The organism is Paenibacillus helianthi (assembly GCF_001909055.1).
GTDB lineage: Bacteria > Bacillota > Bacilli > Paenibacillales > Paenibacillaceae > Paenibacillus_AQ > Paenibacillus_AQ helianthi.
Map to the genome: position 1 here is coordinate 50,767 of NZ_LVWI01000059.1, position 24,178 is coordinate 74,944.

Genomic DNA, 24,178 nt, shown 5'->3' on the forward strand with positions numbered 1-24,178 from the left:
TCACTAATCTTCTATGAACCTTGCATGATACCAGTGATCTGATATCTTCTTCACTTTAAAGGTTCCTTGGATAGATGACGACTTGTTTAAAAATTTAGGTTTATGTTCATCTTTTCTGTATATCAATGAATACTGACCATTTTCGATTTCAAATTCTACTTGGTCTTTATAAACTCTGATAACAGATAAATAAGCCATATCGCCTTGATGAAAAGCCTTTGCCACAATTTTCTCCAGAGACTTTTTCTCTTTTTGGCTCATCGTTACTTCAACGATATCTTCACTGTTAACATTTTCATAACTTAAATTGACTGTTCCATCAGGATTCTCATTTACAAATATATAAGAGCGCTTCATTTGACCTTTGCCAAACTCACGATAAGCCAAGTCCGCTATAGTCTGGAAATCGCTTTTATAGGTATCAAAATCTTTTACCTTGTACTCCCAAGTTGACCACAGGAGATTCCCTAGTAAAAATTTACAACCCCCAAATAATACACTAAATGAAATGATGGCTATCAATACCGATTTAATTAACGGTTTAATTTTATTTGTTTTTGTTGATTTCATTCATTCAATCAATCCTTTCTTAATTAGTTTCTGGGAATATTACTGTTAAAACTGTTCATCAAACTCAATACTATTCCCTTCAAAACCATGAATTGTAATCCCAAAACCGTTAATTTTATCTAAGGTTGCCCCTCATACGTATCCTCATCAATAGACCGCCCCACCCTAGAGTCAAAATCGTGCGCCTCCGCATGAGAGTACCCGCTGTAGTAATCATAGCCAAGGCTCGTGTAGCTGAATAGGTTGTCCGGGCCGGACCCGTTCAGGTCGAATTCCTTCGGTTTCTCGGCCACGCCGAATTCGTCGTAGCGATAACGTGCTGAGATGCTGTCTACGTTTGCAATAAGTTGTTGAAAAAAAAGCTGATTTTCATATGGAAACCATACAAAATCAGCTATATCAAAAATCCCTATTCAACTATATACTAATTATTTGTCCCGAGTTTCCAATAATCCCTTCCTCAAAATAATTAGCAGGAACAGGGGTCAGTTTACCACCACTCATCGTGGACTTTATCATTCTTTGGTTTGCCAAGTCATAGACTGTCACTAGAATACCGTCAAAGACAACTCCGGATCTCATTGCATCATCACTCCAATGAATTTCGATAGCTTTAGTATCCAGTTCGAGACGGCCAGAATAGCCGAATAATACATCACTATACAACTGTACCAAGGTGATCTCATTCTCAACCGACGATAATACCGTTATTAGTTCCGAACTGGTGTCTTCGACCTCTATGGCCCATTTCTGATCAGGAGACATTTCCATCTTGAGTATTCGTCCGGGTACAATTGATGTATTCAAATCCACTCTCATATTTGACATCATAATATTCATCAAAATTTCCATAGCATCAATAGCTCTTTCATTCAATAAAAGCTCACTGTTCTCTATCCTTATTCTGAGCGAGTCGGAGACTTGCACATCTCCACTCAAGAAATAACCTTTTGGTCCAAAAACTTTTTGAATCAAATAAACTAACCATTCCAAAATATTTACCGTTTGTTCGCTGTCGGCCCATATCATTTGCTTACGATCTCTGGTCGGTTTCCAATGCAACCAGAGATCCGGCTGGCAGCTTGGCGGAGTATTATAATCAACAATGGAGGGATCTATGCTCTGTCCAGAATCTGAAAAATCCAGTGGATTATAATAAAATTCTCCATCTATCCCCACGTCCTTACCTGGAACCATTGTAGAGAGTATCGTAACATCTCTTTTCATTCTTCTTGTTCTTGCAAGGCCATCCACTAAATAATAGGTCTCTTCATCTAATTGACGGTCAAAGTTTATGACTAGCTGCATACTTCACACTCCAATCTACTGTTAAGGAATTACTGCGTTTTCCGGGATAGTCCACCATAATGGCGGTAATAAGGACGGAACGAATCGAATAACTCTATAAGTTACATAAGCACCACCGGTAATTGTTCCCGCCTTTAGTAAATTGTTATTCGTCTCCTTCTCCTCCTCCTTTTCAGGTAGTGGTACTGTAATATAAACCGGTTCTTCAGTAGATGTTTTCCTTCTTTCGTAATAGTATATCATCCCTGGATCTGTTGAATAATGTGTTTCAAGTACAATTTCTTTGGTTGGATCATATGGGTGTTTTAATCTGACCTTATCGGGGTTCCATAAAACACCTCTCACAGCAGGTTTCCCCTCTAAGTTCAAACCATTAACATACTTGCTTAGTTGCGCTTTCCCATCAATATTCCTCTGGGCATTTTTATAATATGTGATAGGTTTCAATTCATAAACTTGGAGTGTTCCTTGTGTATTAATCACAAAGTCTGCGTAACCGTAAGTTCCATCTACATAGTTCACTTTGTAATTATATTGAAAAGCGTTGGGTCCTAATAACCCATTCATAATAGGTTGAAATGTATTCTTTACTTGCATATGAATTGCAGTACCATAGACTGGATCCCCAAACTTAGGTGTACTATCAATATCCTTATGTCCACTTGGATCCATATATCTTAGTGGATTATTCCTCACATACGTATACAAATTCAAACTCAGCGGATTATCAATCTGCCCCTCATACGTATCCTCATTTATAAACCGCCCAATACTCGAGTCAAAATCCCGCGCCTGCGCATGGGAATAGCCGCTGTAGTAATCGTAACCCAGGCTGGTATAGCCGAACAAGTTGTCCGGGCCGGACCAATTCAGGTCGAATTTCTCCGGTTTCTCAGCTACGCCGAATTCGTCGTAGCGGTACCGTGCGGACATGCTGCCGTCCTGGCCTTCCAGGCCGATGACGCTGCCCTGTGCATCACTCAAGTAAAAGAGTGTCTTCGGCGCAGCAGACACAGCGCTAGCTCCGCTGGCTCCGGCGGTCGGCTCCCAATCGTTGCTCGCGTCTCCGCTTACCAGATAGCTCATGCTGATCCGTTCTTCACCGGCTCCGTACACATACGACTGCTTCCAGTTCTGTCCGTCTGCTCCGCTTGCGGTCAAAGGCTGCGGAATGCCCATGGTGATGTCATTGGTAAAATAAATGTCCAGTTGCCGTTTCTTGTACTGCGGCTCCCAGCCATCCCGGTTGCTGGCAGGATTCCCTGGCAGGTACGCATCTTGAATCGCACCGTCTCCGAGGGTAGTCCGCATGCTGACCCGGTTGCCGTCACCGTCATACTGGTACGTGGTGATGTCGCCGGACGTATTCGTGTTCCCTATCAGGCGGTTCGAAGCATCCCAGCGGTTGCTCTCCAGCACTTGCGGGCCTGCCGCCAGTGCAGCCTTCAGCATCGCTTCAGGGCTAAGCGCTTTGTCTGCCCCGTATACCCCTTCCGTTACACCAGACTCAAGCTTCGCATCCGGTAAGCTGGATAATGAAGCTTCGGCAGCATCTGGTGAGAGTGTTCCCGCAGGACTCCCGGAAGGACCTGCAATCGTTGACAACGGATCTAACAGCCCAGACAACGCATCTGTTGTTTTGACAGTACCTGTAGTTGTGACTGCATCTGTAGTTGCACCTGCGCCTGTCGCTGTGACTGCTCCAGCATTTGCACCTGCATTCTTGCCCGCTTCCAATCCCTTTGCATCCGAGTAAACACTGTCCGGTACTGAAATCTTCTGCGCATTCGCCTGCGCCGTGAACAGCTTCAAAGCCGATTCGCTGTCGATCCCGCTCACTTCCAGCAGATTGCCGCGCTTGTCGTAGGTGTAGTCCTTGTAGTCGCTGCCTTTTTTGAAATGAGTCAGCTTGTTCGCTGCATCGTAGGTATAGCTCTCCATGGCGGTACTTCCGGCTTCTGTGGTTTGTTTCCCTAACCGGTTGCCTACGGTGTCGTAGGAGTAGACGACCTTGGAGCCGTTCTGCTTCTGCACCTGCACCAATTGGTTCAGCGCATCGTAGGCATAGTCTGAGATGTCTGCCGGACGCTGAGCTCCGCTCGGATTATCCTCATCACTACCGCCTTCCAGGCGCTCCGTGCGTGTTTTGTTGCCAGCCGGATCATAGACATAGGTTAGCTGCTCCAACAGCCCGCCGCCTGGTGCCGTATGCTTCATCTCCAGCAATTGCCCCACGCCGTCATAGCTATAGGTACTCTTCCCGCTGTTCGGCAGCAGCTTCTCGGTCAGGCGTCCGCCCGCATCATATTGATAGCTGGTGATCTGGTTCTGCGCATCCGTCACCTGCTTGATCCGGTCTAACTTATCATAGTCATAGCTGACCACGGTGTTATCCGGGTAGATGATCCGGCTCCGCTGTCCGGTTGCCGTCCATTCATAACGCACGTTATTGCCGCGCGGATCAATGACTGACGTTGGCCGGTTCAGTGCGTCATAGGTATACCGCGTATTCCCGGTACTGTCTGTCATGAGGGTACGGCGTCCCGCAAGGTCATATTCATATTTTACCGTAAGATTGCTGCCATACTTAATCTGCTCCACCTGATTGCCCTTATTATAGGCATACACGGTTGTATTGCTGTCCGGTTCTGTGATCTTCTGCAGATTGCCGTTGGCATCATAGGCAAGGGTCGTCTTCTCCTGCAGCGGATTCATTGATTCAGTGACCCGATTGAGTGCATCGTACTGGTAGGAGGTCACTGCTCCCAGCGCATTGGTCTTGTCCAGCAGGTTGCCGGAGGCGTCGTAGGCGTACTTAGTAGTACTGCCCTCTGCATTCTTCACTTCCGTCAAGCGGCCGAGCGGATCATACGTAAAGGCCGTTTCGTGATGATTGGCATCCACGATCTTCTCTATGTTGCCTTGGGCATCATAGGTATAGGAGGTTTCATACCCAAGGGCATTGCGCACCAGTGTGCTGCGTCCCAGCGCATCGTATTCGTAAGAAGTCTTTTGTCCCGCCGCATCTGTAAATTCAGTCATTAGTCCGCGGTCATTGCGGGTGACTGTCGTTTCTTCATTCAGCGGATTGATGGTTCCGGCATCCAGTCCCCGGCTGTCGTATTTGGTCGTCCAGACCGAATGATTAGGGTCGATGACAGCGACCTGGTTACCGTTCTTGTCATACTGGTATTCGGTTACTGCACCCAGCGCATCCGTTTCCTTCACCAATTGTCCAAGCGCATTATAGTCATAGTAGGTGCTGTTGCCCAGCGCATCCGTCTCTTTGATGGTATGGCCTGCCGCATCGTAGCGGTAACGTGTCTTGGCCCCAAGCGGATCGGTTACGCTCAGCAGTTCATTACGCTTACCATACGTGTAGGAGGTAATGTTACCCTTTGCATCCTTCTGGGTAAGCCTATTTCCGTTATCGTCATAGGTATATTTGCTCGCCTGGCCTTCAGCATCAGTAACTTCCTCCAGCTGTCCGACACTGTCGTAGCTGTAAGCCGTAACGGCTCCGGCTTCGTCCTTCGCTTCTTTGACACGGCCAAGCGCATCATAGGTCTGGCTGGTACTGTTATGGAGTGCGTCCTCTGTGCCGCTCAGACGGTACACATTATAGTTGCTAACCTTCTTGGTTCCAGCTGCATCTGTCTGCTCCACCGGATTGCCATTGGCGTCATACGTGACGCTGCTCGTCTGGTCCAGTGCATTGGTGACAGTAACCCCACGGTCTTTCTTGTCATATTCAACGGCCTGCAGTTTGCCTTCCGCATCCTTGATCTGAGTGGTCCGGTGCAGGGTATCACGTTCAATAATGGTCGTGTAGCCGCTTGGATCCTTGATCTCCTTGGCGAATCCGTCGGCATCGTTGGTGTAAGCCGTGGTATGCCCTTCCGCATCGGTCACGGAGAGAGGAACTCCCTTGCTGTCCCAGGCAATGGCGACTGCGTGGCCAAGGGCGTCCGTACTTTTGACCAGGTTGCCTGCCGTATCGTAAGCATACGCGGAGCGGTTGCCGAGCGCATCGATCTCCTCAACCGGACGGTTCAAGGCATTATAACGTGTGAGTGTGGAATAACCGCTCTCATCCGTCCTCTGCGTTACATTTCCGCGCTCGTCGTAGGCCAATCTCCCTTGGTTGCCGTTAGCATCCGTAATGGCTGTTACCTGGTCACTGCTATCATAGCTGTATTTAACGATGGCTCCATTCGCCGCTTGGCGCTGTGCAACCTTGAAATTGTTGTTCCATACATAAGCTGTATCTTGATGCAGCGCATTGGTCCATGTGGTCTTGTTCGCCGTAGTGGTGATCGAAGAGGCTAATCCGGCAGTACTTGCCGCTGTAGCATGTCCGGAACTGGCACTGTCGGCTCCATTGGCATTGCTGGCACTGCTGGCACCACTCGCACCGTTCGCTCCATTGGCCCCGTTTGCACTGTTGGCACCACTTTGTGAATAGGTCAAAATCGTCTGGCCTGTCCCTACACCCGTATGAACGATAGGGGTCTGGTTCGGGGTCATATCTCCGCCAAGAACGAATAGCCCGCCAGTCTGCACATTCAGATTATTGTTGACACTAACATTGTCACGGACGAATAAGTCACCGCCGGTTACCGTCAAATTCGCGGTCTGGTTATTGGACACAATCCCGCCGACGACCATTTCCTGGGCAATGTTCATCTCCACACGGGTGTTGATCGACAAATCTCCCGCAATCAGAATCCGCTTCGCATCTATGGTCAGCCCGCCGCTGTTGTAGGTCAGACTGCCGGTTTGCAGCGTATCCCCCACAGTTACGGAAGAATCATTGTTGAGATGAATCGTTCCCCCGGACCACAGATTGCCGTATAAACCTTGAACCTTCTGCACGTCGAGTGCAAGCTTGGTGTTGGCGTTCAGTCCCTGCTTCAGAATCAATGTGCCGTACACGCGTACGGTGATATCCTTATTCGTATTCATCCCGTCCACGATCAGGACTACGGGCTTACTGGGTGATCCGAACGTAACGCTCTCTTCCACATTCAGCTGGCCTGTGCTGATCACAGCCGGGGATGCATTGCTCGCCGCAATAACCTGTTGGACCGCAGGAATACCGCCCGGAGCAGCCACCGCAGAAGCAATGAAGGCATCCCTTTTGCTGTCGTTGGTTCCGATGCTGGCCGCTAAATAATCGGCTATGAGTGGTTTCAGCCCTTCTACCTTCTTATATGCCGGTGCATGGGCGAGATTGTTCATCGTACCAGACAAAATCACTTCATCCGAGTCCGGAATATCCCGTCCGTTCGCAGGGTCTATCCCTGTCTGACCGTCATCAGGCTCTTCGCCCCGGACCACTGGAGCCACGCGCCCTTCATAGCTCGAAGAACTCGTATTCCCGTAAAAGTCGGTAAAGCTGGTCACACGCTGATGGTCATCATAGGCTACGCCCATCGTCGCAGCACCCTTGGCATCCGTTACGCTGAGTACATGATGGCTGTTATCATAGGTAAGCTTGGTTGTGGCTCCGTCCACATCTGTAATCGAGGTCAGATCTCCACTTGCCGTATCGTAATGAAATGACATTTGCCGGCTGGCCGGGTCACTTACAGCAATCAGCTTGCCTGCTCCATCATAGCTTAGACTTAGGGATGCCCCGGCTGTATTGACCGCCTCCAGCTTCGTTCCCTGATATGAAAAAGTGATCTTATTCCCATTCAAGTCCGTGACCGATTGCAGCAATCCTTCCGCATTGAAGCGGTAACCATCGCCTTGAGGCGATGTGAGGGTATAGGTCCCGGCAGATGGCGCACTTAGCGTCCAGTCGGTCCCGCGCGGGGTCAGATACGCTCCTCCGGACAACGGCACATATTCAAAAAGCGAACCGTCCGGGCTCATGACCTCCACCTTGCCGCCGCTCAGCGGGTTCAGTTTCCATTCATAGCTGTGATGCCAGCCAAGTCCAGCGACACCTGTGAACGGGTCACGGCTTAAATAGCTCAACCCGAATTGCAGCGGCATCAATGCCTGCAATGTAATTGAATCTGTCGAGTAGACAAAATCACCCCGGGCCGGATCAACCGGCGCCTGTCCGGACGGGTTCACGATCCGCAGCCGGTCATGAATGGCTGCTTCCGTAAATTGCGTCAGATCGCCGCTGGAGATATTCCGGGTAGTTTGCGGATTGACCAGCAGGATGGAGCTCAGTCCGCTGACCGTTCCCGAGGAAGCAGCCGACTGGTTCAGGACGGCAATGTCTTGTGCCTTCTCCTTCATGGCTTGCACCGTATCCAGCTTATAATAATAAGCCGCCAGGGCTTCCCAGCTGATTGAAAAAGCAGGCATAGGCGCACGCAGCACCGCAAGCGGCTCCGAATACCCTGAGAGCTTGCCGTCTTTCTTCGCTCTCGCCGTGATATGCGCAGCTTCACCCGGTGTGATCCCGATCTGCTGGCTCCATTGTCCTGCGTTATTGACTGCAATATTGGAGAACAGCTTTTCCTCCCTACTGGATGGATAGTAGAGCTCTAATTCAAGCAGGGTTCCTGGTTCAGCAGTTCCGGATACCACAGATTGTCCAGAGGCAGCAGGTTTGATCTGCAATGCTGCCGGAGGTGCTACTTCGTCGCCGCCAAGAATTTCGAAGCTGGCAATTTGCCCGTAGTATACGCCAACTCCGTTATATTCGGCAGGGGAGATGCAGACGTTATAACGCCCTTCCTCCAGCGGTACGCCTCCAATCTTGCCATCCCACTGATATTTGTGAACGATGTATTGACCGTTCTGTTTCGTTTGATAATCTCCGCTCGTAATTAGTTCCCCCAGGAGCGGGGCAGAACCGTCTTTTTGCGGAGTACACAGGTTGATGTTGGTCTTGTGAGACTCCTGGCCGTCATCCGCCGCATTGAAGCTGAACGAGATTTCAACACTTTTACCGGGTCCCGGGCTCAGCTCACTGGGCTCAATCCGCATATTGGTCGCTGCAAAGGCTGATGATGTGAGCTTGGTAAGTCCCGGAACAACCGGGACGTAAGAGAGGACCAGCAGCAGCGCAAGCATAAGGTTTACACGTGTTTTCATATTACAGCTGCGCCACTTCCTTGTTATCTTTCGAAATGTCATAGACTGATCTCCTATCCGTTATAAGTTAGAGTAATTTCAACTCAGCCAGCAGCTTGTACATAATGACAGCCGCCTCGGCTCTCGTGGATGAATGCTTAGGCTTCAAAAGCTGTGCGCTGCCCTGCACCAGCTTCTTCTCGACTGCAGCAGCTACAGATTCCCGTGCCCATGCGCTAATGCTGTCATTATCCTTGAATCCGGAGAGTCCAGCCTCACGCTTGACCGCATCCGCAGCAGTAGCCTTGTTGCCCGTAGTGCTGTCAATCGCCCGCATCAGCATCACCATCATCTGTTCACGGGTCAGCGGATCATTGCCATGAAAGAATCCGGCTTCGCCGGTGACGATTCCGGCCTTGGCTGCCGCTTCCACATAAGGGTAGGACCAGCTCGCCGCCGGGACATCACGGAAGGTCGCCGTATCCGGCTGCACCGGCTGCAACTGAAGAGCTGCTGCCAGCAGCTTCGTGAATTCCGCCCGGGTCAAAATACCTTTTGGCGCATACACGGTTCCGTTCATCCCGTTCACGATTCCTCTTGCTGCGAGTACCTCTACCTGTTGCTGTGCCCAATGGCCTGACAAATCTGTGAAATCAATATCGCGCAGCATAACCGCATACAGTCCGGAGGCTGTAATCTTGGCCTGCACAAATCCATTCTCCGCTGCAGTCACTCCCCCGATATAGGTCCAGTTGCCTTTTGCCGGATTGTAGCTGTAGATTCCAAGCTTCTCACGACTTGTCTTCCAAGGCTCTTCCTTGGAATATTGAACCGCCAGTTTGGCCGGGATCAGAAATGGAGAACTCGCTTGTATCTGCCAGGCGGAACCTGCCTTCAGCAGTTTTTTGCCGTTTGCGTCGATCAGTGCCTGTGTCTCCAGCTCCGCCTGGGCCAAGCTTACAGTGGTATTGTCCTTGAAGGTTCCTGCTGAAATCTCCAGCCGCGCCAAGCCATTCAGTACAGACAAGATACCGCCGGCACTGCCGATAATCTGACTATCCTTGGCTCCGGTTATTACAGGGATCTTAACGTCCGGGGTTGAGCCCGAGTTCGAGCCGGTACCTGGATTTGGCGTTGTACCCGGGGATGGAGTTGTTCCCGGACTTGGAGTCGGGAGGCTTCCATCTTTTAATTCCACTGATTCTATGTAGTCGTCTTTCTTGCTGTACAACAGCTTACTTCCGTTAATTCCGATCAGCTTCGCCCCGGCCGGTACCGCCGGCAGAGGCTTTACTGCATAAGTAGAGAGATCCACCTGCTGCAGCGTAACTGCACCGTTAACATCCTCTTGAAAAACGGCCTGTCCTCCGCCTATGGACATGAAGGCATACTCTGTTCCTCCAGGCTTCATCTCCGTGAGATCCACAGGCTGTGCCGTCAGGTCTTTGATATTCAGAAGCACATACTTACTCTCAGAGGTGCCGTTCTTTTGCTTAAACAGCACATGGCTCCCGTTAAAAACAAACCAGTCCACGTAATTCGCTCCGCCCAGACTAACAAGCGCACGCGTGACTCCACTGCTTACATCCAGCAGACTGAGGCCCCCGTCACGGGCATTCTTATACACCACATCTCCATCTGCCAGCACCGGAAACCGTCCTTCGCCGAGGTCGGCTTCAACGCCCGTAGCTAGATCATGATAGATCATGCTGCCGTAATTTTTGCGCTCGTACCAGACCACGCCAACTCCATCCGTTGTCGGATTCCCGTATTGACCAGACTGTTTGTTAAGCTTGATGCGGGTGCCTGTTGCAAGATTTGCAGAGTAGATATCCCAGTTCAGGGAAGATTCCTGCTCCGTTCCCTTGTCCGCCCACACGGCAATACTGCCGCCCACAGAAGGGGCGTCCTTGGCGGATGAGCTTGTCGTAAGTACCGTACCCGCACCACTGGATTGATTCAGCGCGTGCACCTGTCTGACCCCGCCTGCATCTGCTTCCAGCCATACGATCCGGTCACCGGATACACTGTAGTCCGTTCTGCCCGGATCTGTCCCCGCTGCCGAGACCTGCTTCATGCTGAACCCCCCGCTTAACAGGCCTCCAAGCATACATACCACCGCCACTGCGGCCACAAGGGGCCGCGACAACTTCATTTCCCTTTCCAACCTCATTCACTTCTCTCCCCCAGCGCTATTTGTAGGCACGCCAAAAAACCAAGTGCCTTGAGCGGCCCGGCTGCCCTAACATCCTTCCCGGATGAAGTAGGCCCGTGGCTTTGCGTCTCCGACTTTCGTACGGATTTGCCTTTGTTCCAAACTCGGTTTTCAGTCCCTTTACCCTTATGTATTCGTGACTTTCGATGTACAGGACTCTATCATTATCGGAATTTATTCCTGTAGAATTAAGATGTTCTATTTTTCCCTTTTTTAGGGATTTGGGCATAGAAAAAACCACATGCAGGGGATGCCCCGCATGTGGTTTATAGTCAGCTTCTATACTTCTTCTACTGGACAAGCAAAAAGGGCTTCGCTGTAAGCTGTGTCATAGCTGGCTTCAGGGCATATTTCAGGTCCATGCCCACAGGAATCCGTCACGGTCCCAGGCGATTCTTCCGCCGTGCAGCTTGCGGAAGGCCTTCTTCACATCCTTGGACAACGAAGCATTCCCGTTCTCATTCACAAATACAAACTGCTCGCCAAAATTAGCCTTCACATATTCAATCGCAGCGGTCTGGTACAGGGTTCCCGTAAAACGGATCTCCTTGACCATCCACTCCGCTACCTCTTGTGCGGTTACTTCCATCAGGGTACTGCTCCTTCCTGTAAATCCCTCTACAATGCCTTCCCATTATAGCATGAATATGGTCACTCGGGAGGTTCGCTGGACAGGGCAAGAGGCGGGACAGTGGAGAGAGAAGAGGCGGGCCGGAGAACAAGAACGGGGAGTGAACAGCACGACGGACGGGCAACAGTCAAGGCCATTCGGGCAGAACGGGTTTGCATAGAAAGGATTAGAAGAAGTGGAAACAGGCGGTCACTCTTCCACCTCCCCGCGCATGCCCGCTGCTTGGCGGTGTATAAGCCGAACTTAAGAATTAGAATACACTACCCAATGAATTCTCTGTTCCTACAGAGATTCATCGATGCACAGAGATCAATTCTGAAGCAACTCTATATCGTTTATGCTGAGCAATAAAGGCTAGCTTACGTATGCACGACAGAGGTTAGTTGGAATTTATACACTTAATTTCCGATAAATCGTAGAAACACTGGTATTAGTTGGAATTAATCCACTTAATATTGATCAATATGGATAATTCGGTCTAAAGGTAGACTTTTAGTTTTACTTTTTCCACTACAGTGCTGCGATACCGTAATTCCAGCTGATTAGTGGTAGTTTTTCCACATAAATTTTTATAACAACGATAAGTAATCATAGTTTAAGAATGTTGAGCGATACACATAGCAAACGTCCATTCCAGCGAAAGGATCGACGCTAAGCCTTGGAGTCAGGACTTATATCCCCGCCTCTACGCCCCCTCCTGCTCCAGATGCAGCAGCTGGGAGGGATCAAGCAACAGGGTCACACAATCCCCTTCCCGAACCCGCAGCCAGCGGCCGTCATTCAGCAGGTCTACGGTCAGAATGATCCCCTCTGCCATGACCGTGGCGCGGATGATATTGCCCAGAATCGACACGGACTGAACCTGTCCGCGTACATCCACCATGCCATCCGCATCATCCTGAATTGCTTCACCTTCAGCCAGCAGGGTTACCGCCTCGGGGCGGATTGCAAAACGGTCGGAGCGGCTGTCAATCCTGCGGAACAACGCGAGTGCCTCCGCCCGGTTGAATACGTTATAGCTGCCCATGAACCGGGCCGCGAATTCTGTGCGGGGCGCTGTGTACAGCTGCTCCGGGGAACCTTCCTGCACCATGCGCCCCTGGTTCATGATGCAGATCCGGTCCGAGAGGATCAGCGCTTCCTCCTGGTCGTGGGTAACGAACAGCGTCGTCATGCCCAGCCGCCGCTGGATATCGCGTATTTCCGCGCGAAGATTCTTGCGGATTTTGGCGTCGAGCGCGCTGAGCGGTTCGTCCAGCAGCAGCAGCTTCGGCTGGACGGCCAGCGAGCGCGCCAGCGCCACCCGCTGCTGCTGTCCACCGGACAGCGCCTGCGGATAGACACCGCGCTTGTCTTCGAGATCGACCAGCGCCAGCAGTTCTTCGCACCGGCTGCGCCGTGCCGCCGGTGCAACGCCGCGCATGCGCATTCCGTATTCCACATTCTGGCTGACGGTCAGATTGGGGAACAGCGCATAGGATTGGAACACCATGCCCACATCCCTGCTGCGCGGCGGCAGCTTCGTCAGCTCCTTGTCCGCGAGCCTGATACTGCCGCTGTCCAGCTCAGTCAGCCCGGCGATGCAGCGCAGGAGCGTGCTTTTGCCGCAGCCGGAAGGGCCCAGCAGCGTGATCAGCTCCCCCTCTGCGATGTTCAGATCTACTCCAGCCAGCACAGGCGTATCACCAAAGCTTTTGCGGACACCTTCCAGCTTCAGATAATCTTCCATTCCTTTATCCCCCTTATTGTGGACCTCCGGCCGCTAGACCTTACTTCGCCTGCCCTTTAATCTTCATGCCAAGCTTCATCAGCACGGCCGACAGCAGCAGAATAAATACAAAATAGGAAATGGCAATCGCGCTGGCCAAATGTCCGCTTTCCCCCACCCGCTGGTACAAATAGACCTGAATCGTCTGGATATGGCCTCCCACCAGCATATTCGTCAGTACGAACTCCCCAAACAGCACGGAGAAGGACAACAGCGCGGAGACCATGACCCCCGGCCAGATATTCGGCAGAATCACATTTACAAAAGCAGTCCGTCTCCTGGCCCCAAGCAGCTCAGCGGCATTCAGCAGCTCTACAGCCGATACACTCAGCAAGCTGTTGCGGATGCCCTGATACATATACGGCAGGATGACCACGAAATACGCCCCTACCAGCAAATAAGCGGTGCCCGAAATGTCGAATGGGCCAGAGGAATAGGTGCGGATCAGACCTACAGCCGCCACAACTCCCGGCACAGCGTAAGGCAGAACAACAATTCCCTTCATGAAGCTCTCCCAGCGCGGAAAATAAACCGTAATGACAAAAACAGCCGGCAGCATCACGGCAAGACTGAGCAGCACGCTGATGATGCACAGATACAGCGAAGTCCACAGCGCTTCCAGAAAGCGGATATCCCGAAACATGTCACTGAACCAGCTAAGTGTCCAGCTGCGGGGCAGCAGCGTATTCTGCCAATCCTGGGCAAAAGCATATAATCCCGTTGCCAGCAGCGGCAGCAGCAAATAGACCATGAGCAGGAGCATGAAGGTGCGCGGGGCGAAGCCCGCTTTGCGCGTATTCATGGTCCCGCCTCCTCACGGACTGCTGGCCAGCGCCGGTTGGATCGTCCGCTGCTGCGCTCCTGCCTGGCAGGAATTCTGCCGCCGAATCCTTCCATCCGCCGCACCATCCGCTGATTAAGGAACACAGCCAGCAGCGTACTTAGTGCAAGCAGAACCGCCAGGGTGCTGCCCATCTCCGGCTGGGTCACCACATCGCCGGCGACCAATGAGCCGATGCGGACGGCGAGCAGATTATAGTTCCCGCCAACCAGCGCGTAGGCAGTAGCATAAGCGCCCATCGCATTGGCGAAGAGAATGCCAAGTGTACCGAAGATTGCCGGAGACAACACCGGCAGACCGACCGTCTTCCAGAACTGCCAGCGTCCTGCTCCAAGCAGGGAAGCCGCTTCCCTCCACTGCTCACGAATGCCATAGAACGCCGGGTACAGCAGCAATAAGGCCAGCGGAATCTGGAAATAGACGTACACCAGAATCAGGCCGGACCAGCTATACAGGTTAAATCCGCCAAATACGCTCCAGCCCCACTGTTTGAACAGCAGCGTGAACACGCCATTGTTGCCAAGCAGAATAATGTAGGCAAAAGCCAGCGGAACCCCGGCAAAGTTCGAGGTCATATTGGACAGCATCAGCAGCCGGTCCCGTACCGCAGGTGCAAAGCGGGTAATACAGTATGCACATAGAAGCCCTACACCCACCCCGATCAGGCTGGAGAGGACGGAGATGAGCAGGCTGTTCTTGATCGCCTGCATATAGTAGGCACTGCTCAGCGCATGCCGGTAGTTGGCCAGGGTGAAACCCGCTTCGTCCGAGCTGCGGAAGCTGCCCGACAGCATGGAGAAGACAGGCACCACCTGAAAGGCCAGCACCATCAGCACAAACGGAGCCAGGGCCAGCATCAGGCCGCGTTGTCTCTGTTTCATCCTGCACGCTCCTCTCGTGAAGAATAAGCAAGCGGGCGCCTTAGGCATACAGCTCAGGCGCCCCCATATCTCTTGTATGAAAACTGATTATTAAGACGGTTAGTTCAAATGCACAAGCACGCGTTCCTGCCACAGCTGGGGAAGGCTCTTCGCGGTTTTTTCCCACACTTTATAGTCACCAACCGGCTTCACATTGGCGTATTCCGCTTGAGGCAGCAGCTTCGCGGCAACATCCTCTGGCAGCTTCACGCTATCACGGATCGGACGGGCATAGCCTTTCGCCAGATTGATCTGCCCTTCGTCGCTAAGAATATACTCACGCGTCAGCTTGGCCGCATTGGGATGCGGGGCCCATTTGTTGATAACCGTCGCATAACCGCTTACCACACTGCCTTCCTTTGGAATCGCGACGTCAAAACCATTTTTGTCGATCTGGTCCTTATAGTTCAGCGCGTTGAAATCCCACAGCAGCGTCACTTCCACTTCACCCTTCTCGATGTTGGCAAGTGAAGCCTCAGCATTGGAGAGCCGGCCTTTTTTCGCCAGGTCTTCAAAGAAGGCAATCCCCGGTTCAATGTTCGACTCATCTCCGCCAAAAGCAATCGCTGCGGCGAGCACAGCCATTTGGGCCTGAGCCGCTTTGGTCACATCACCCACGATGATTTTGTAATTGCCGTTCTTCAGGTCCTCCCAGCTCTTCGGCGGGTCGGCCACCAGCTTGGTATTGGTCAGAAAAGAAATACTGCCTTGATAACCCACAACCCAGTTGCCGTCCTTATCCTTGGCCCAAGTAGGAATCTCATCCCAATGGGAGGTTTTGTAGGGCTGGGTTACGCCTTTATCCACTGCAACCGGACCGAAGGCAATGCCCACGTCGCCAATATCGGCTGTCGGCTTATCCTTTTCCGCTTCGAACTTGGCAATTTCCTCTGCACTCGACATATCTGTATCGGTATGTGTAATTTCATACTTGGCCGTAATATCATTCCAGGTATCCTTCCAGTTAGCCCACGAATCCGGCATGCCCACACTGACTACAGCGCCTTCTTTGGTAGCTTCGGCTTCAATTTCGTTTAAGCTCAGCTCTTTGGCCCCGGCATTGCCGTTCTCTTTATCAGCTTTGGCTTCCGAGTTGGCACAAGCGGCAAGCAACAGGACGAGCAAGGACAACAGCAGACCCATGGATAAAAGTTTTGCGAATCTTTTTTTCATGATTTCCCTATCACTCCTATTTCTGATTTGCGGGCTCCCTCTCTGATCCAAGCTTATTCGCTGCCCAACTGAAGTATAGGGGGACACTATTCGCCAGATATTAAACTGAGTAGTAAGATTTGTAAAAAAAATAGCCCCACAAAGTGGGGCCTCGCTTCGAGGCTTATGCCAAGTATTTCTTTATCTGTCGACCAATCAGGTCGGTTATTATTTCACTGTTCAATTAACGATATAAGTATAGCTTGCTCCGCTTACCCTTGAACCGCCTTCACCTTCCACCATTTGCTTACGTAATCTTGATGAAATTGAGGGATATGGAGGCCTGCCTGCATGAGAAAATCTCCTCTGTGATCATCCAGCCCTTCAACGCTATAGGTCCATTCCTGATTTAGGCCCTGCAAGGCCAAGCGCTTCATGGGAGCGTTAGGCACTGCAAGCACTTGGAAATAAAATACCAAGGCCTCTTTACGGTCTTCGGAAACAAACATCCATGCCGTCTCATTCCCCTTGCCTGAAAAAGGACTCCTTAAGCGATAGAAATCACCTTGCTGCACCAAGGACCGTATCTCCTTATATGCAGCCACCTGCCCCCGGACTATCGCTTTCTCTTCCTCGGTAAATACAGTCAAATCAAGCTCATAGCCAAAGTTGCCGGACATGGCTACGTCTCCGCGTGTCTCAAGAGGGGTTGTCCGGCCTACCTGATGATTCGGTACAGCGGATACATGAGCGCCCATCGTGCTGATTGGGTAAACGATGCTGGTGCCGTATTGAATCTTGAGACGCTCAACTGCGTCGGTATCGTCACTCGTCCAGGTCTGCGGCATGTAATACAGCATCCCCGGATCGAAGCGGCCTCCCCCACCGGAGCAACTTTCGAACAACACCTTAGGGAATTTTTCCGTTAACCGCTCAAGGAGCTCGTAAAGTCCAAGTATATACCGGTGGGCTGTCTCGGACTGCCGTTCCGCACTTGCCAATGCCGAACCGATCTCAGTCATGTTCCGGTTCATGTCCCACTTGACGTAAGAAATAGGAGCCGATTCGAGGACCGCGCTTAGCGATTCAAACAGATAATCCTGCACATCCAGCCGTGACATATCGAGAACCAGCTGCTTCCGGGCCTCCGTCCGCCGCCGCTGTGGAGCGTGCAGACACCAGTCCGGATGCTTCGTATAAAGGTCGCTGTCGGGAGAAATCATCTCTGGCTCGAACCAGAGACCGAACTGCAGGCCCTGTCGATTGACCCGTTCTGCCAGTTCCTGCAGGCCCTGGGGCAGCTTATTGCGGTCCACAATCCAGTCCCCCAAAGAGCTGGTATCATCATCCCGCTTGCCAAACCAGCCATCATCCAATACAAAGAGCTCAATCCCCAGCTCAGCGGCCGTTGCAGCGATTGCCTCGATCTTGTCTGCGTTAAAGTCGAAGTACGTCGCTTCCCAATTATTGACCAGAATCGGACGTTCCCGGTCACGGTAAGCACCTCGGCATAAACGTGTCCGATACAGCTTATGATAGGTGCGAGACATGCCTCCCAACCCTTCCGGCGAATACACCATCACGGCCTCTGGCGTTTGGAAGCTCTCACCTGGCAACAAAAGCCACGAGAAATCGAAAGCATTAATCCCGATGGATACCCGCGTTGTATCGAACTGATCGACCTCCGCCTCCGCCTCGAAGTTACCGCTATACACCAGGCTGAATCCGAATACATCCCCCTGGTCTTCATCCGCATTCGGCCGGAGCAGAGCAACAAAGGGATTCATCTGGTGACTACTTGCGCCCCGGCGGCTCTGGGCGGTTATACCTCCATGGCCTAAGGGTCTTCTTTCAATGTGACGCTCTCTGGTCCAAGAACCGTACAGGTTTAGCCAATCGAAATCAGCATCCTGAAAATCCACACTGGCACTCGCAGCCTTCAGGAGACGTAACGGCTCCTTCCCTTTGTGGGTGAACTTTACGGACCGTGCAATGGCGCTGAATGTCTCAAACACGGTATAGCTCAGCACAACTGTAAGCCCTAAATGTTCATCACTGAGCTCCAGTTCAAGTGTCTGTACATCGTCGCCATCTTCTGCATATACCGCCGGCAGCCCTTCGAGGGAAGGCTTACCTTGAACTATTCGGTGAGTCCTGTATACCAGCTCCGTCACCCTGGTGCCGTCTTCCAACTGGATCTGATAGGCTGGAGTCCGGAAGTCGCCCGTTCCATATTGGGGGTACTCCTGGGGCAGAGTATCCAAGGATATGCTGTTGTCTCCCGGGACCGAATTTGGAATGAAGGAACAACGCTCTATATGCTGAAGCAGCCCAGTCAGGTTCCCTTCCTGACTTAGTTTTTTTCCCCAATACGTATGGGCGGGATAGCCATGAACCAGTTGAATCACGTAGCTCATGTCCTTCGACTGAAGGTGGAATAACCCCTCTTGTTCATGATAAAAGATAGCCATCATTGCTCTCCTTATTCTCTGTGTAGTTAAACCTATTTTGGACAGTTATTTCACTGCCCCGCGTGTAACACCGCTAATAATCCATTTTTGCGCCAGTATATATACAACCAGCATAGGTGCCATAGCCATTAAGTAGGAAGCGAACGCAAGGTTCGTATCCTGTCCGAATTTCGATTGGAAAATGAATTGTGCAAGCGGCAAAGTGGCTTGCGATTCTTGGTCCAGCATAATAAGCGGCAGCAAAAAGTCATTCCATGCCCATACCGTTGTTATAATGGCAACCGTAGCATTAATAGGCGCCAGCAGCGGAAATACAATCTTCCAGAATGTTTGCCACACTGAAGCGCCATCTACAACAGCCGCTTCATCAAGCTCTTGAGGCAAGCTTCTTAGATATCCTACATACAGCAGGACGTTAAAGGATAAGCCATAAACAATATAGAGCACTATGAGGCCATACAGATTATCCAAACCGAATTTGGCTGTCAATTTTACAACAGGGAGCATGATAATCGGGAATGGAACAAACATCGCACTGATGAAGTAAAAATAAAGACCTTTAAAAAACTTATGGTCAAATTTTTTCTTTATCGCATAGGCGACAAAAGAATTGGTCAATAGTGTAAAGGTAACAGTCAATATGGTGATGATAGAGCTATTCCGAAACTTTTGCCAATAATTAACCTGATCAGCAGCGATGCCGAAGTTTTCCCATCTCCATTCTTTCGGAAAAGCGAGAACACCATTTGCAATTTCCTGGTTATTTTTTATTGCCAGCATGAATGTCATATACAAGGGGAATAGCACAAATATAGACCCGGCAATAAGAAAACAAGTGGCTACCCAATTGGTCCGGTTTAAACGCATTATAAATTCAGCTCCCTCTTCTGCAGATAACGAAGCTGGATAAATGAAATTGCCACAATAACCACAAAGTAAATAACAGCATTGGCCGATTGGAAAGCAAATTCATTACCCGAGAATCCGTTCTTGTAAATCAAAAACGCAATCGAACGGGTAACTCCGAAGGGGCCTCCACCCGTCAGTGCAAGAATCTGATCGAAGACCTGTAGAAATCCCTTTAGGGAGAGCACCATATTTATCGTGAAAAATGGAGCAATCATCGGGAACGTTATACCCCAAAATTCCTTCCATTTATTAGCCCCGTCCAGAGCAGAGGCCTCGTACAGATCTTCAGAAATTGTTTGTAGCCCTGCCAGGTACAATACCGTGTTAAAAGCCGCAGATTGCCACACAGTAACGAAAACAATCGCCAGCCATGAGCCCTTCTCATTTCCGAGCGGGTTGACCATCCACTTCTCAATCCCCAGGTATCCCATCATATCAATCCAAAAATTCGCAAAGAAATAATTGAAAATATAAGCAACAATCAACATACTTAAGATATAAGGCATAAAATAAAGACCTTTAAAAAAGTTTTTAAATTTAATATTACTATTCAGTGCCAGCGCTATGGCTAAGCTCAGAATATTCACTAAAATCGTCGTTACGATGGCAAATTTGAACGTAAACAGGTATGCACCCAGAACATCCTTATCTTTAAAAACATTGAGATAGTTTACGAACCCCACGATTTTGTAAGTAGGCCGAAGTCCGTTCCAATCCGTAAAGCTGTAAAATATGCCCATTAAAGCCGGTATGGTATGGAAGATAAAAAACAATATAGAAGCAGGCAAGACCAGTAACAAGTAGGTTCCCATATTTTTTCTTTTCACCATGCATTCCTCCTTCTCCCCATTAAAATAGGAATGAAAAGCGACATTATGCTTTTCATCCCCTTTTACAATGCTATTTAGGCTCTGGTATTAACGATTCGCCAATTTGTCATATTCTTCGTCCATTTTTTTCAGGGCATCATCAACATTTTTCTTCTGCATCAGCTCTTGAATAATTACGTCAAGGGCCATACCGTTAATATAGTGATCCGGAAAGTCCGCTACTCGGCCTTCTTCAAATGCCGGCTTAAGGTCCGCATATACTTCATCGTTCTGGAACACATCTTTAATGGCGGAGAAGGATTTCTGCTCGTTTATATACTGCTGGGCGTTATCTGTCTGCATCATGAAGTCGATAAATTTCGTCGCTTCCTCCGGAGCTTTGGATGAGGCGGAGAGGGCAAACAATACATCGACACCGGATACTAGAAAGTTCTTGGATTTATCATTGGTTAACGGGTAGGGGAAGACGCCAAGCTTAATATCGGGATTAGCCTTCAGGATCTCCGGAATGGCCCAAACGCCTTGAAGATACATTACGGAGGAGCCTTTGGCGAATTTGGCATTCGCGTCATTATAGCCGTCGGCGAAGCGGTCTCCCTCCTGGCCATTCTGCATAAACTCAACATATTGAGCCATCAATTCTTTATGGCCGGCGGCGAAAGTGGTCTTGCCCGCTTTACGATCCGCGTAGAACGTTGCAGGCTGCAAGTCCGCTACGAACACATTCCAAGCAGGCAGGGCGGTCCAGGCATCTTTAAAAGCCAAGTGAAATGGCACTTTACCTGCTGCTTTAATTGTAGCCAAGACCTTATCCATCTCGTCCTTAGTAGTCGGAACCGATAACCCCAGTGCTTTGAATTCGTCTTTATTGTAGATGATGCCGTTTGCGTTGGCGGCAAAAGGCACGCCGTAAAGCTTTTCAGACCCCGTAATCAATTGCAGGGTTTTCTTGTAGTTCTCGATTACATTGGCCTGACCCGGGTAATTCGTAAGATCGGCCAGCACACCGTTTCTGGAAAGATCCTCGAATTGGGCATCTCCGCCCACCGAGATGATATCCGGCACATCACCCTTGGCTATACGGGTTTTCAGCACCGTAGCTGCTTCAGGAACGTTAGTCTGAACAATGTCGATGCCCGGGTTAGCGGCTTCGAATTTTTTAATCAATGCATCATAAGTGGCAACAGCTTCGGATTTATATTGGAAAAACTCGATCTTAACCTTTTTGTCACCGCCGGAAGCTTCTTCTTTCTTGCTGCCAGATGCATCTTTATTGCCGCCACATGCGCTAAGAGTGGATAATATTAACACTAATGCAATAGCAAGAGATAATGGTTTTTTCATCATACTGTCCCCCAGACTTTAGTTGAATGCGAACTCCATTTCCGGTACAATAGTATTGGTGTTTTTCCTAGCCGACCTAGTCATTGCCGTGACTGGGTCTTTTGTTTAACTTGTTCCATAAATCACCTCCTCCATGGAATCTACAAACTTATTTGTTCATATTCTTGTGTGCTCCGCAGCTTTCCCGAACCACTAGCTCAGTTTCGATCACAGCGTGAATGGCCGGTTCCCTCCCTTCCAAACGTTCCATCAAAAGTTGTACAGCCGTTCTGCCGATTTGCTCTGGATAAACTCTCACACTTGTCAGAGGTGGATTCATATATGCCGAAACCTCTACATCATCAAATCCTATGATTGCCATCTCCTCAGGCACCTTTACCTGTTGTTCCTGCAACGCCCGAAGGGCACCAATGGCCATCGGATCACTGGCAACGAAGCACGCTCTCGGACGGTCTGGCCTTCTGAGAAGCGCTTTCATTTGCTCATAACCACTAGCTGTACTCCAATCTCCAAAGAACATATAATCTTCATTAAACAGTCCCTTTTCATTCATCAGTTGTTCAAAGTAAACTTGGCGCTTATCTACCACAGTATCTCCTTCATGTTTGGCCCATAGCTTGTAAAGGTAATCTCGTCCTCCAATCATGCCGATATCCCGGTATCCAAGAGCTATAAAGTGTTCAACCACATCTTTTACAGCCTGCTTAAAGTTGATACTGACCGAATCATACCCCCTTAATTCTTCAAGTGTATGGTTGACCAATACGATAGACTTGTGATTAGGAAAAATCCTATGGATATCCTCCGTATCAATAGAACCCACCACGATCAGACCATCCATTTGTTGACAAGCCGCTGGATCTACTTCATTTCCTCTGATCACTCTTCCAATGGGAATTCCAAGCTCATCACATCTTTTTTCAATACTAATGCGGATTTTGGTGAAATACGGATCCTCCTTTTCATCATCGGTAGAGATCCATAGAAGCAATCCTACCTGCTTGCTGGATAAATCGCTTTCTTGTTTCAGCCGCTTCACACGGCTTGGCTTATATTGCATCAGTTCTGCAATTTGAAAAATCCGTTCGCGCGTCCCTTCACTTACAGAAAGTGTGGCATCATTATTTAGAACACGGGAAACCGTCGCCGGAGATACATTGGCTTTTATCGCTATATCTTTTACTGTAGCCATTCGTCACAACACCTTTTAGTAAATATATTAACTTAATAATTTGAATTTTATCATACGCAAAAAATAATTGCAAACCCTTTCATTTAATTTTTTTTCTAAATATCACCCGTAATCAATGTTATCTTGTCAATATTTTTATTTTACCCATTATTTTCAACATTATTTAGGAAATTTATTAACTTAAAAAATAATTAATGACTGAAAGTAGCTCACCTCTACTTATGATACAGTCCTCCGCACTGTCTGTAACGGCAAGTTTAAAAGGCCTCCCATTGCAGGGATGCCCCTTTCTTTCTAAGTAAGAATCTAACGTATCCGCTTACTTAACTCCAAACCATAATAAACGCCCAGTTTTTCTTTATAGTCACCAACCGGCCTCACATTGGCGTATTCCGCTTGAGGCAGCAGCTTCGCGGCAACATCCTCCGGCAGCTTCACGCTGTCGCGGATCGGACGGGCATAGCCTTTCGCCAGATTGATCTGCCCTTCGTCGCTAAGAATATACTCGCGCGTCAGTTTGGCCGCATTGGGATGCGGGGCCCATTTGTTGATGACCATCGCATAACCGCTTACCACACTGCCTTCCTTTGGAATCGCCACGTCAAAACCGTTTTTGTCGATCTGGTCCTTATAGTTCAGCGCGTTGAAATCCCACAGCAGCGTCACTTCCACTTCACCCTTCTCGATATTGACAAGTGAAGCCTCAGCATTGGAGAGCCGGCCTTTTTTCGCCAGGTCTTCAAAGAAGGCAATCCCCGGTTCAATGTTCGACTCATCTCCGCCAAAAGCAATCGCTGCGGCGAGCACAGCCATTTGGGCCTGAGCCGCTTTGGTCACATCGCCCACGATGATTTTGTAATTGCCGTTCTTCAGGTCCTCCCAGCTCTTCGGCGGGTTGGCCACCAGCTTGGTATTGGTCAGAAAAGCAATATAGGGGGACACTATTCGCCAGACATTAAGAGTAATAGTAACATTTGTAAAAAAAC

15 protein-coding genes, 1 pseudogene and 1 riboswitch are annotated in these 24,178 nt (G+C 49.8%); all 16 genes and pseudogenes read right to left on the reverse strand.

Annotated features, from left to right (window positions below):
* Positions 1-3: 3 nt before the first annotated feature.
* The gene (locus tag A3844_RS22090; RefSeq protein WP_074108473.1) at positions 4-570 is read right to left on the reverse strand and encodes a hypothetical protein; all 567 of its coding nucleotides are present in this window, start codon (positions 568-570) and stop codon (positions 4-6) included.
* Positions 571-689: 119 nt separating this feature from the next.
* Positions 690-863 carry a hypothetical protein gene (locus tag A3844_RS32845; RefSeq protein ID WP_167374721.1) on the reverse strand — a complete coding sequence of 58 codons (174 nt, stop codon included), beginning with the start codon at positions 861-863 and terminating at the stop codon, positions 690-692.
* 124 nt (positions 864-987) lie between these two features.
* Positions 988-1,878 carry a hypothetical protein gene (locus A3844_RS22095; RefSeq protein WP_074086609.1) on the reverse strand — a complete coding sequence of 297 codons (891 nt, stop codon included), beginning with the start codon at positions 1,876-1,878 and terminating at the stop codon, positions 988-990.
* A gap of 21 nt (positions 1,879-1,899) precedes the next feature.
* Positions 1,900-8,940 (reverse strand): DUF6531 domain-containing protein, encoded by a 7,041-nt coding sequence (locus tag A3844_RS22105; protein ID WP_244169825.1) that lies wholly within the window; start codon positions 8,938-8,940, stop codon positions 1,900-1,902.
* Between the two features lie 67 nt (positions 8,941-9,007).
* Positions 9,008-11,092, reverse strand: a complete 2,085-nt coding sequence (locus A3844_RS22110; protein WP_074108474.1) for an S-layer homology domain-containing protein — start codon at positions 11,090-11,092, stop codon at positions 9,008-9,010.
* A 51-nt stretch (positions 11,093-11,143) separates the two neighbouring features.
* A riboswitch (cyclic di-GMP riboswitch) is annotated at positions 11,144-11,236 on the reverse strand.
* Positions 11,237-11,486: 250 nt separating this feature from the next.
* The gene (locus tag A3844_RS22115) at positions 11,487-11,723 is read right to left on the reverse strand and encodes a DUF6953 family protein (RefSeq protein WP_074086607.1); all 237 of its coding nucleotides are present in this window, start codon (positions 11,721-11,723) and stop codon (positions 11,487-11,489) included.
* A 727-nt stretch (positions 11,724-12,450) separates the two neighbouring features.
* Positions 12,451-13,494 (reverse strand): ABC transporter ATP-binding protein, encoded by a 1,044-nt coding sequence (locus A3844_RS22125; protein WP_074086606.1) that lies wholly within the window; start codon positions 13,492-13,494, stop codon positions 12,451-12,453.
* 40 nt (positions 13,495-13,534) lie between these two features.
* The gene (locus A3844_RS22130; RefSeq protein ID WP_074108476.1) at positions 13,535-14,335 is read right to left on the reverse strand and encodes an ABC transporter permease; all 801 of its coding nucleotides are present in this window, start codon (positions 14,333-14,335) and stop codon (positions 13,535-13,537) included.
* On the reverse strand, positions 14,332-15,255 hold the full coding sequence (locus A3844_RS22135; RefSeq protein ID WP_074108477.1) for an ABC transporter permease: 924 nt from the start codon (positions 15,253-15,255) through the stop codon (positions 14,332-14,334). Before A3844_RS22135 ends, A3844_RS22130 begins: the two co-directional genes overlap by 4 nt.
* Before the next feature lie 99 nt (positions 15,256-15,354).
* Positions 15,355-16,467, reverse strand: coding sequence for an ABC transporter substrate-binding protein (locus tag A3844_RS22140; protein ID WP_074103610.1), 1,113 nt, complete (start codon positions 16,465-16,467; stop codon positions 15,355-15,357).
* A gap of 251 nt (positions 16,468-16,718) precedes the next feature.
* The gene (locus tag A3844_RS22145) at positions 16,719-18,917 is read right to left on the reverse strand and encodes an alpha-galactosidase (RefSeq protein ID WP_074108478.1); all 2,199 of its coding nucleotides are present in this window, start codon (positions 18,915-18,917) and stop codon (positions 16,719-16,721) included.
* A gap of 45 nt (positions 18,918-18,962) precedes the next feature.
* Entirely contained in the window at positions 18,963-19,784 is an 822-nt protein-coding gene (locus A3844_RS22150; RefSeq protein WP_074088876.1) for a carbohydrate ABC transporter permease, read from the reverse strand.
* Positions 19,784-20,656, reverse strand: a complete 873-nt coding sequence (locus A3844_RS22155; protein WP_074088875.1) for a carbohydrate ABC transporter permease — start codon at positions 20,654-20,656, stop codon at positions 19,784-19,786. The genes A3844_RS22150 and A3844_RS22155 overlap by 1 nt, the downstream gene beginning before the upstream one ends.
* Before the next feature lie 87 nt (positions 20,657-20,743).
* Positions 20,744-22,003: an ABC transporter substrate-binding protein gene (locus A3844_RS22160; RefSeq protein WP_083606967.1), complete on the reverse strand. Its 1,260-nt coding sequence runs from the start codon at positions 22,001-22,003 to the stop codon at positions 20,744-20,746.
* A gap of 145 nt (positions 22,004-22,148) precedes the next feature.
* Positions 22,149-23,192 carry a LacI family DNA-binding transcriptional regulator gene (locus A3844_RS22165; protein WP_074088873.1) on the reverse strand — a complete coding sequence of 348 codons (1,044 nt, stop codon included), beginning with the start codon at positions 23,190-23,192 and terminating at the stop codon, positions 22,149-22,151.
* 357 nt (positions 23,193-23,549) lie between these two features.
* A pseudogene (locus A3844_RS22170) lies at positions 23,550-24,122 on the reverse strand (ABC transporter substrate-binding protein); the annotation flags it as partial.
* Between the last annotated feature and the right edge of the window lie 56 nt (positions 24,123-24,178).

Coding starts and splice junctions, on each gene's coding strand:
- A3844_RS22150 (WP_074088876.1), bottom strand. CDS start 19,784: ATGCGTTTAAACCGGACCAATTGGGTAGCCACTTGTTTTCTTATTGCC.
- A3844_RS22090 (WP_074108473.1), bottom strand. CDS start 570: ATGAAATCAACAAAAACAAATAAAATTAAACCGTTAATTAAATCGGTA.
- A3844_RS22125 (WP_074086606.1), bottom strand. CDS start 13,494: ATGGAAGATTATCTGAAGCTGGAAGGTGTCCGCAAAAGCTTTGGTGAT.
- A3844_RS22095 (WP_074086609.1), bottom strand. CDS start 1,878: ATGCAGCTAGTCATAAACTTTGACCGTCAATTAGATGAAGAGACCTAT.
- A3844_RS22145 (WP_074108478.1), bottom strand. CDS start 18,917: ATGGCTATCTTTTATCATGAACAAGAGGGGTTATTCCACCTTCAGTCG.
- A3844_RS22135 (WP_074108477.1), bottom strand. CDS start 15,255: ATGAAACAGAGACAACGCGGCCTGATGCTGGCCCTGGCTCCGTTTGTG.
- A3844_RS22155 (WP_074088875.1), bottom strand. CDS start 20,656: ATGGTGAAAAGAAAAAATATGGGAACCTACTTGTTACTGGTCTTGCCT.
- A3844_RS22165 (WP_074088873.1), bottom strand. CDS start 23,192: ATGGCTACAGTAAAAGATATAGCGATAAAAGCCAATGTATCTCCGGCG.
- A3844_RS22160 (WP_083606967.1), bottom strand. CDS start 22,003: ATGATGAAAAAACCATTATCTCTTGCTATTGCATTAGTGTTAATATTA.
- A3844_RS22105 (WP_244169825.1), bottom strand. CDS start 8,940: ATGAAAACACGTGTAAACCTTATGCTTGCGCTGCTGCTGGTCCTCTCT.
- A3844_RS22115 (WP_074086607.1), bottom strand. CDS start 11,723: ATGGAAGTAACCGCACAAGAGGTAGCGGAGTGGATGGTCAAGGAGATC.
- A3844_RS22140 (WP_074103610.1), bottom strand. CDS start 16,467: ATGAAAAAAAGATTCGCAAAACTTTTATCCATGGGTCTGCTGTTGTCC.
- A3844_RS22130 (WP_074108476.1), bottom strand. CDS start 14,335: ATGAATACGCGCAAAGCGGGCTTCGCCCCGCGCACCTTCATGCTCCTG.
- A3844_RS22110 (WP_074108474.1), bottom strand. CDS start 11,092: ATGAGGTTGGAAAGGGAAATGAAGTTGTCGCGGCCCCTTGTGGCCGCA.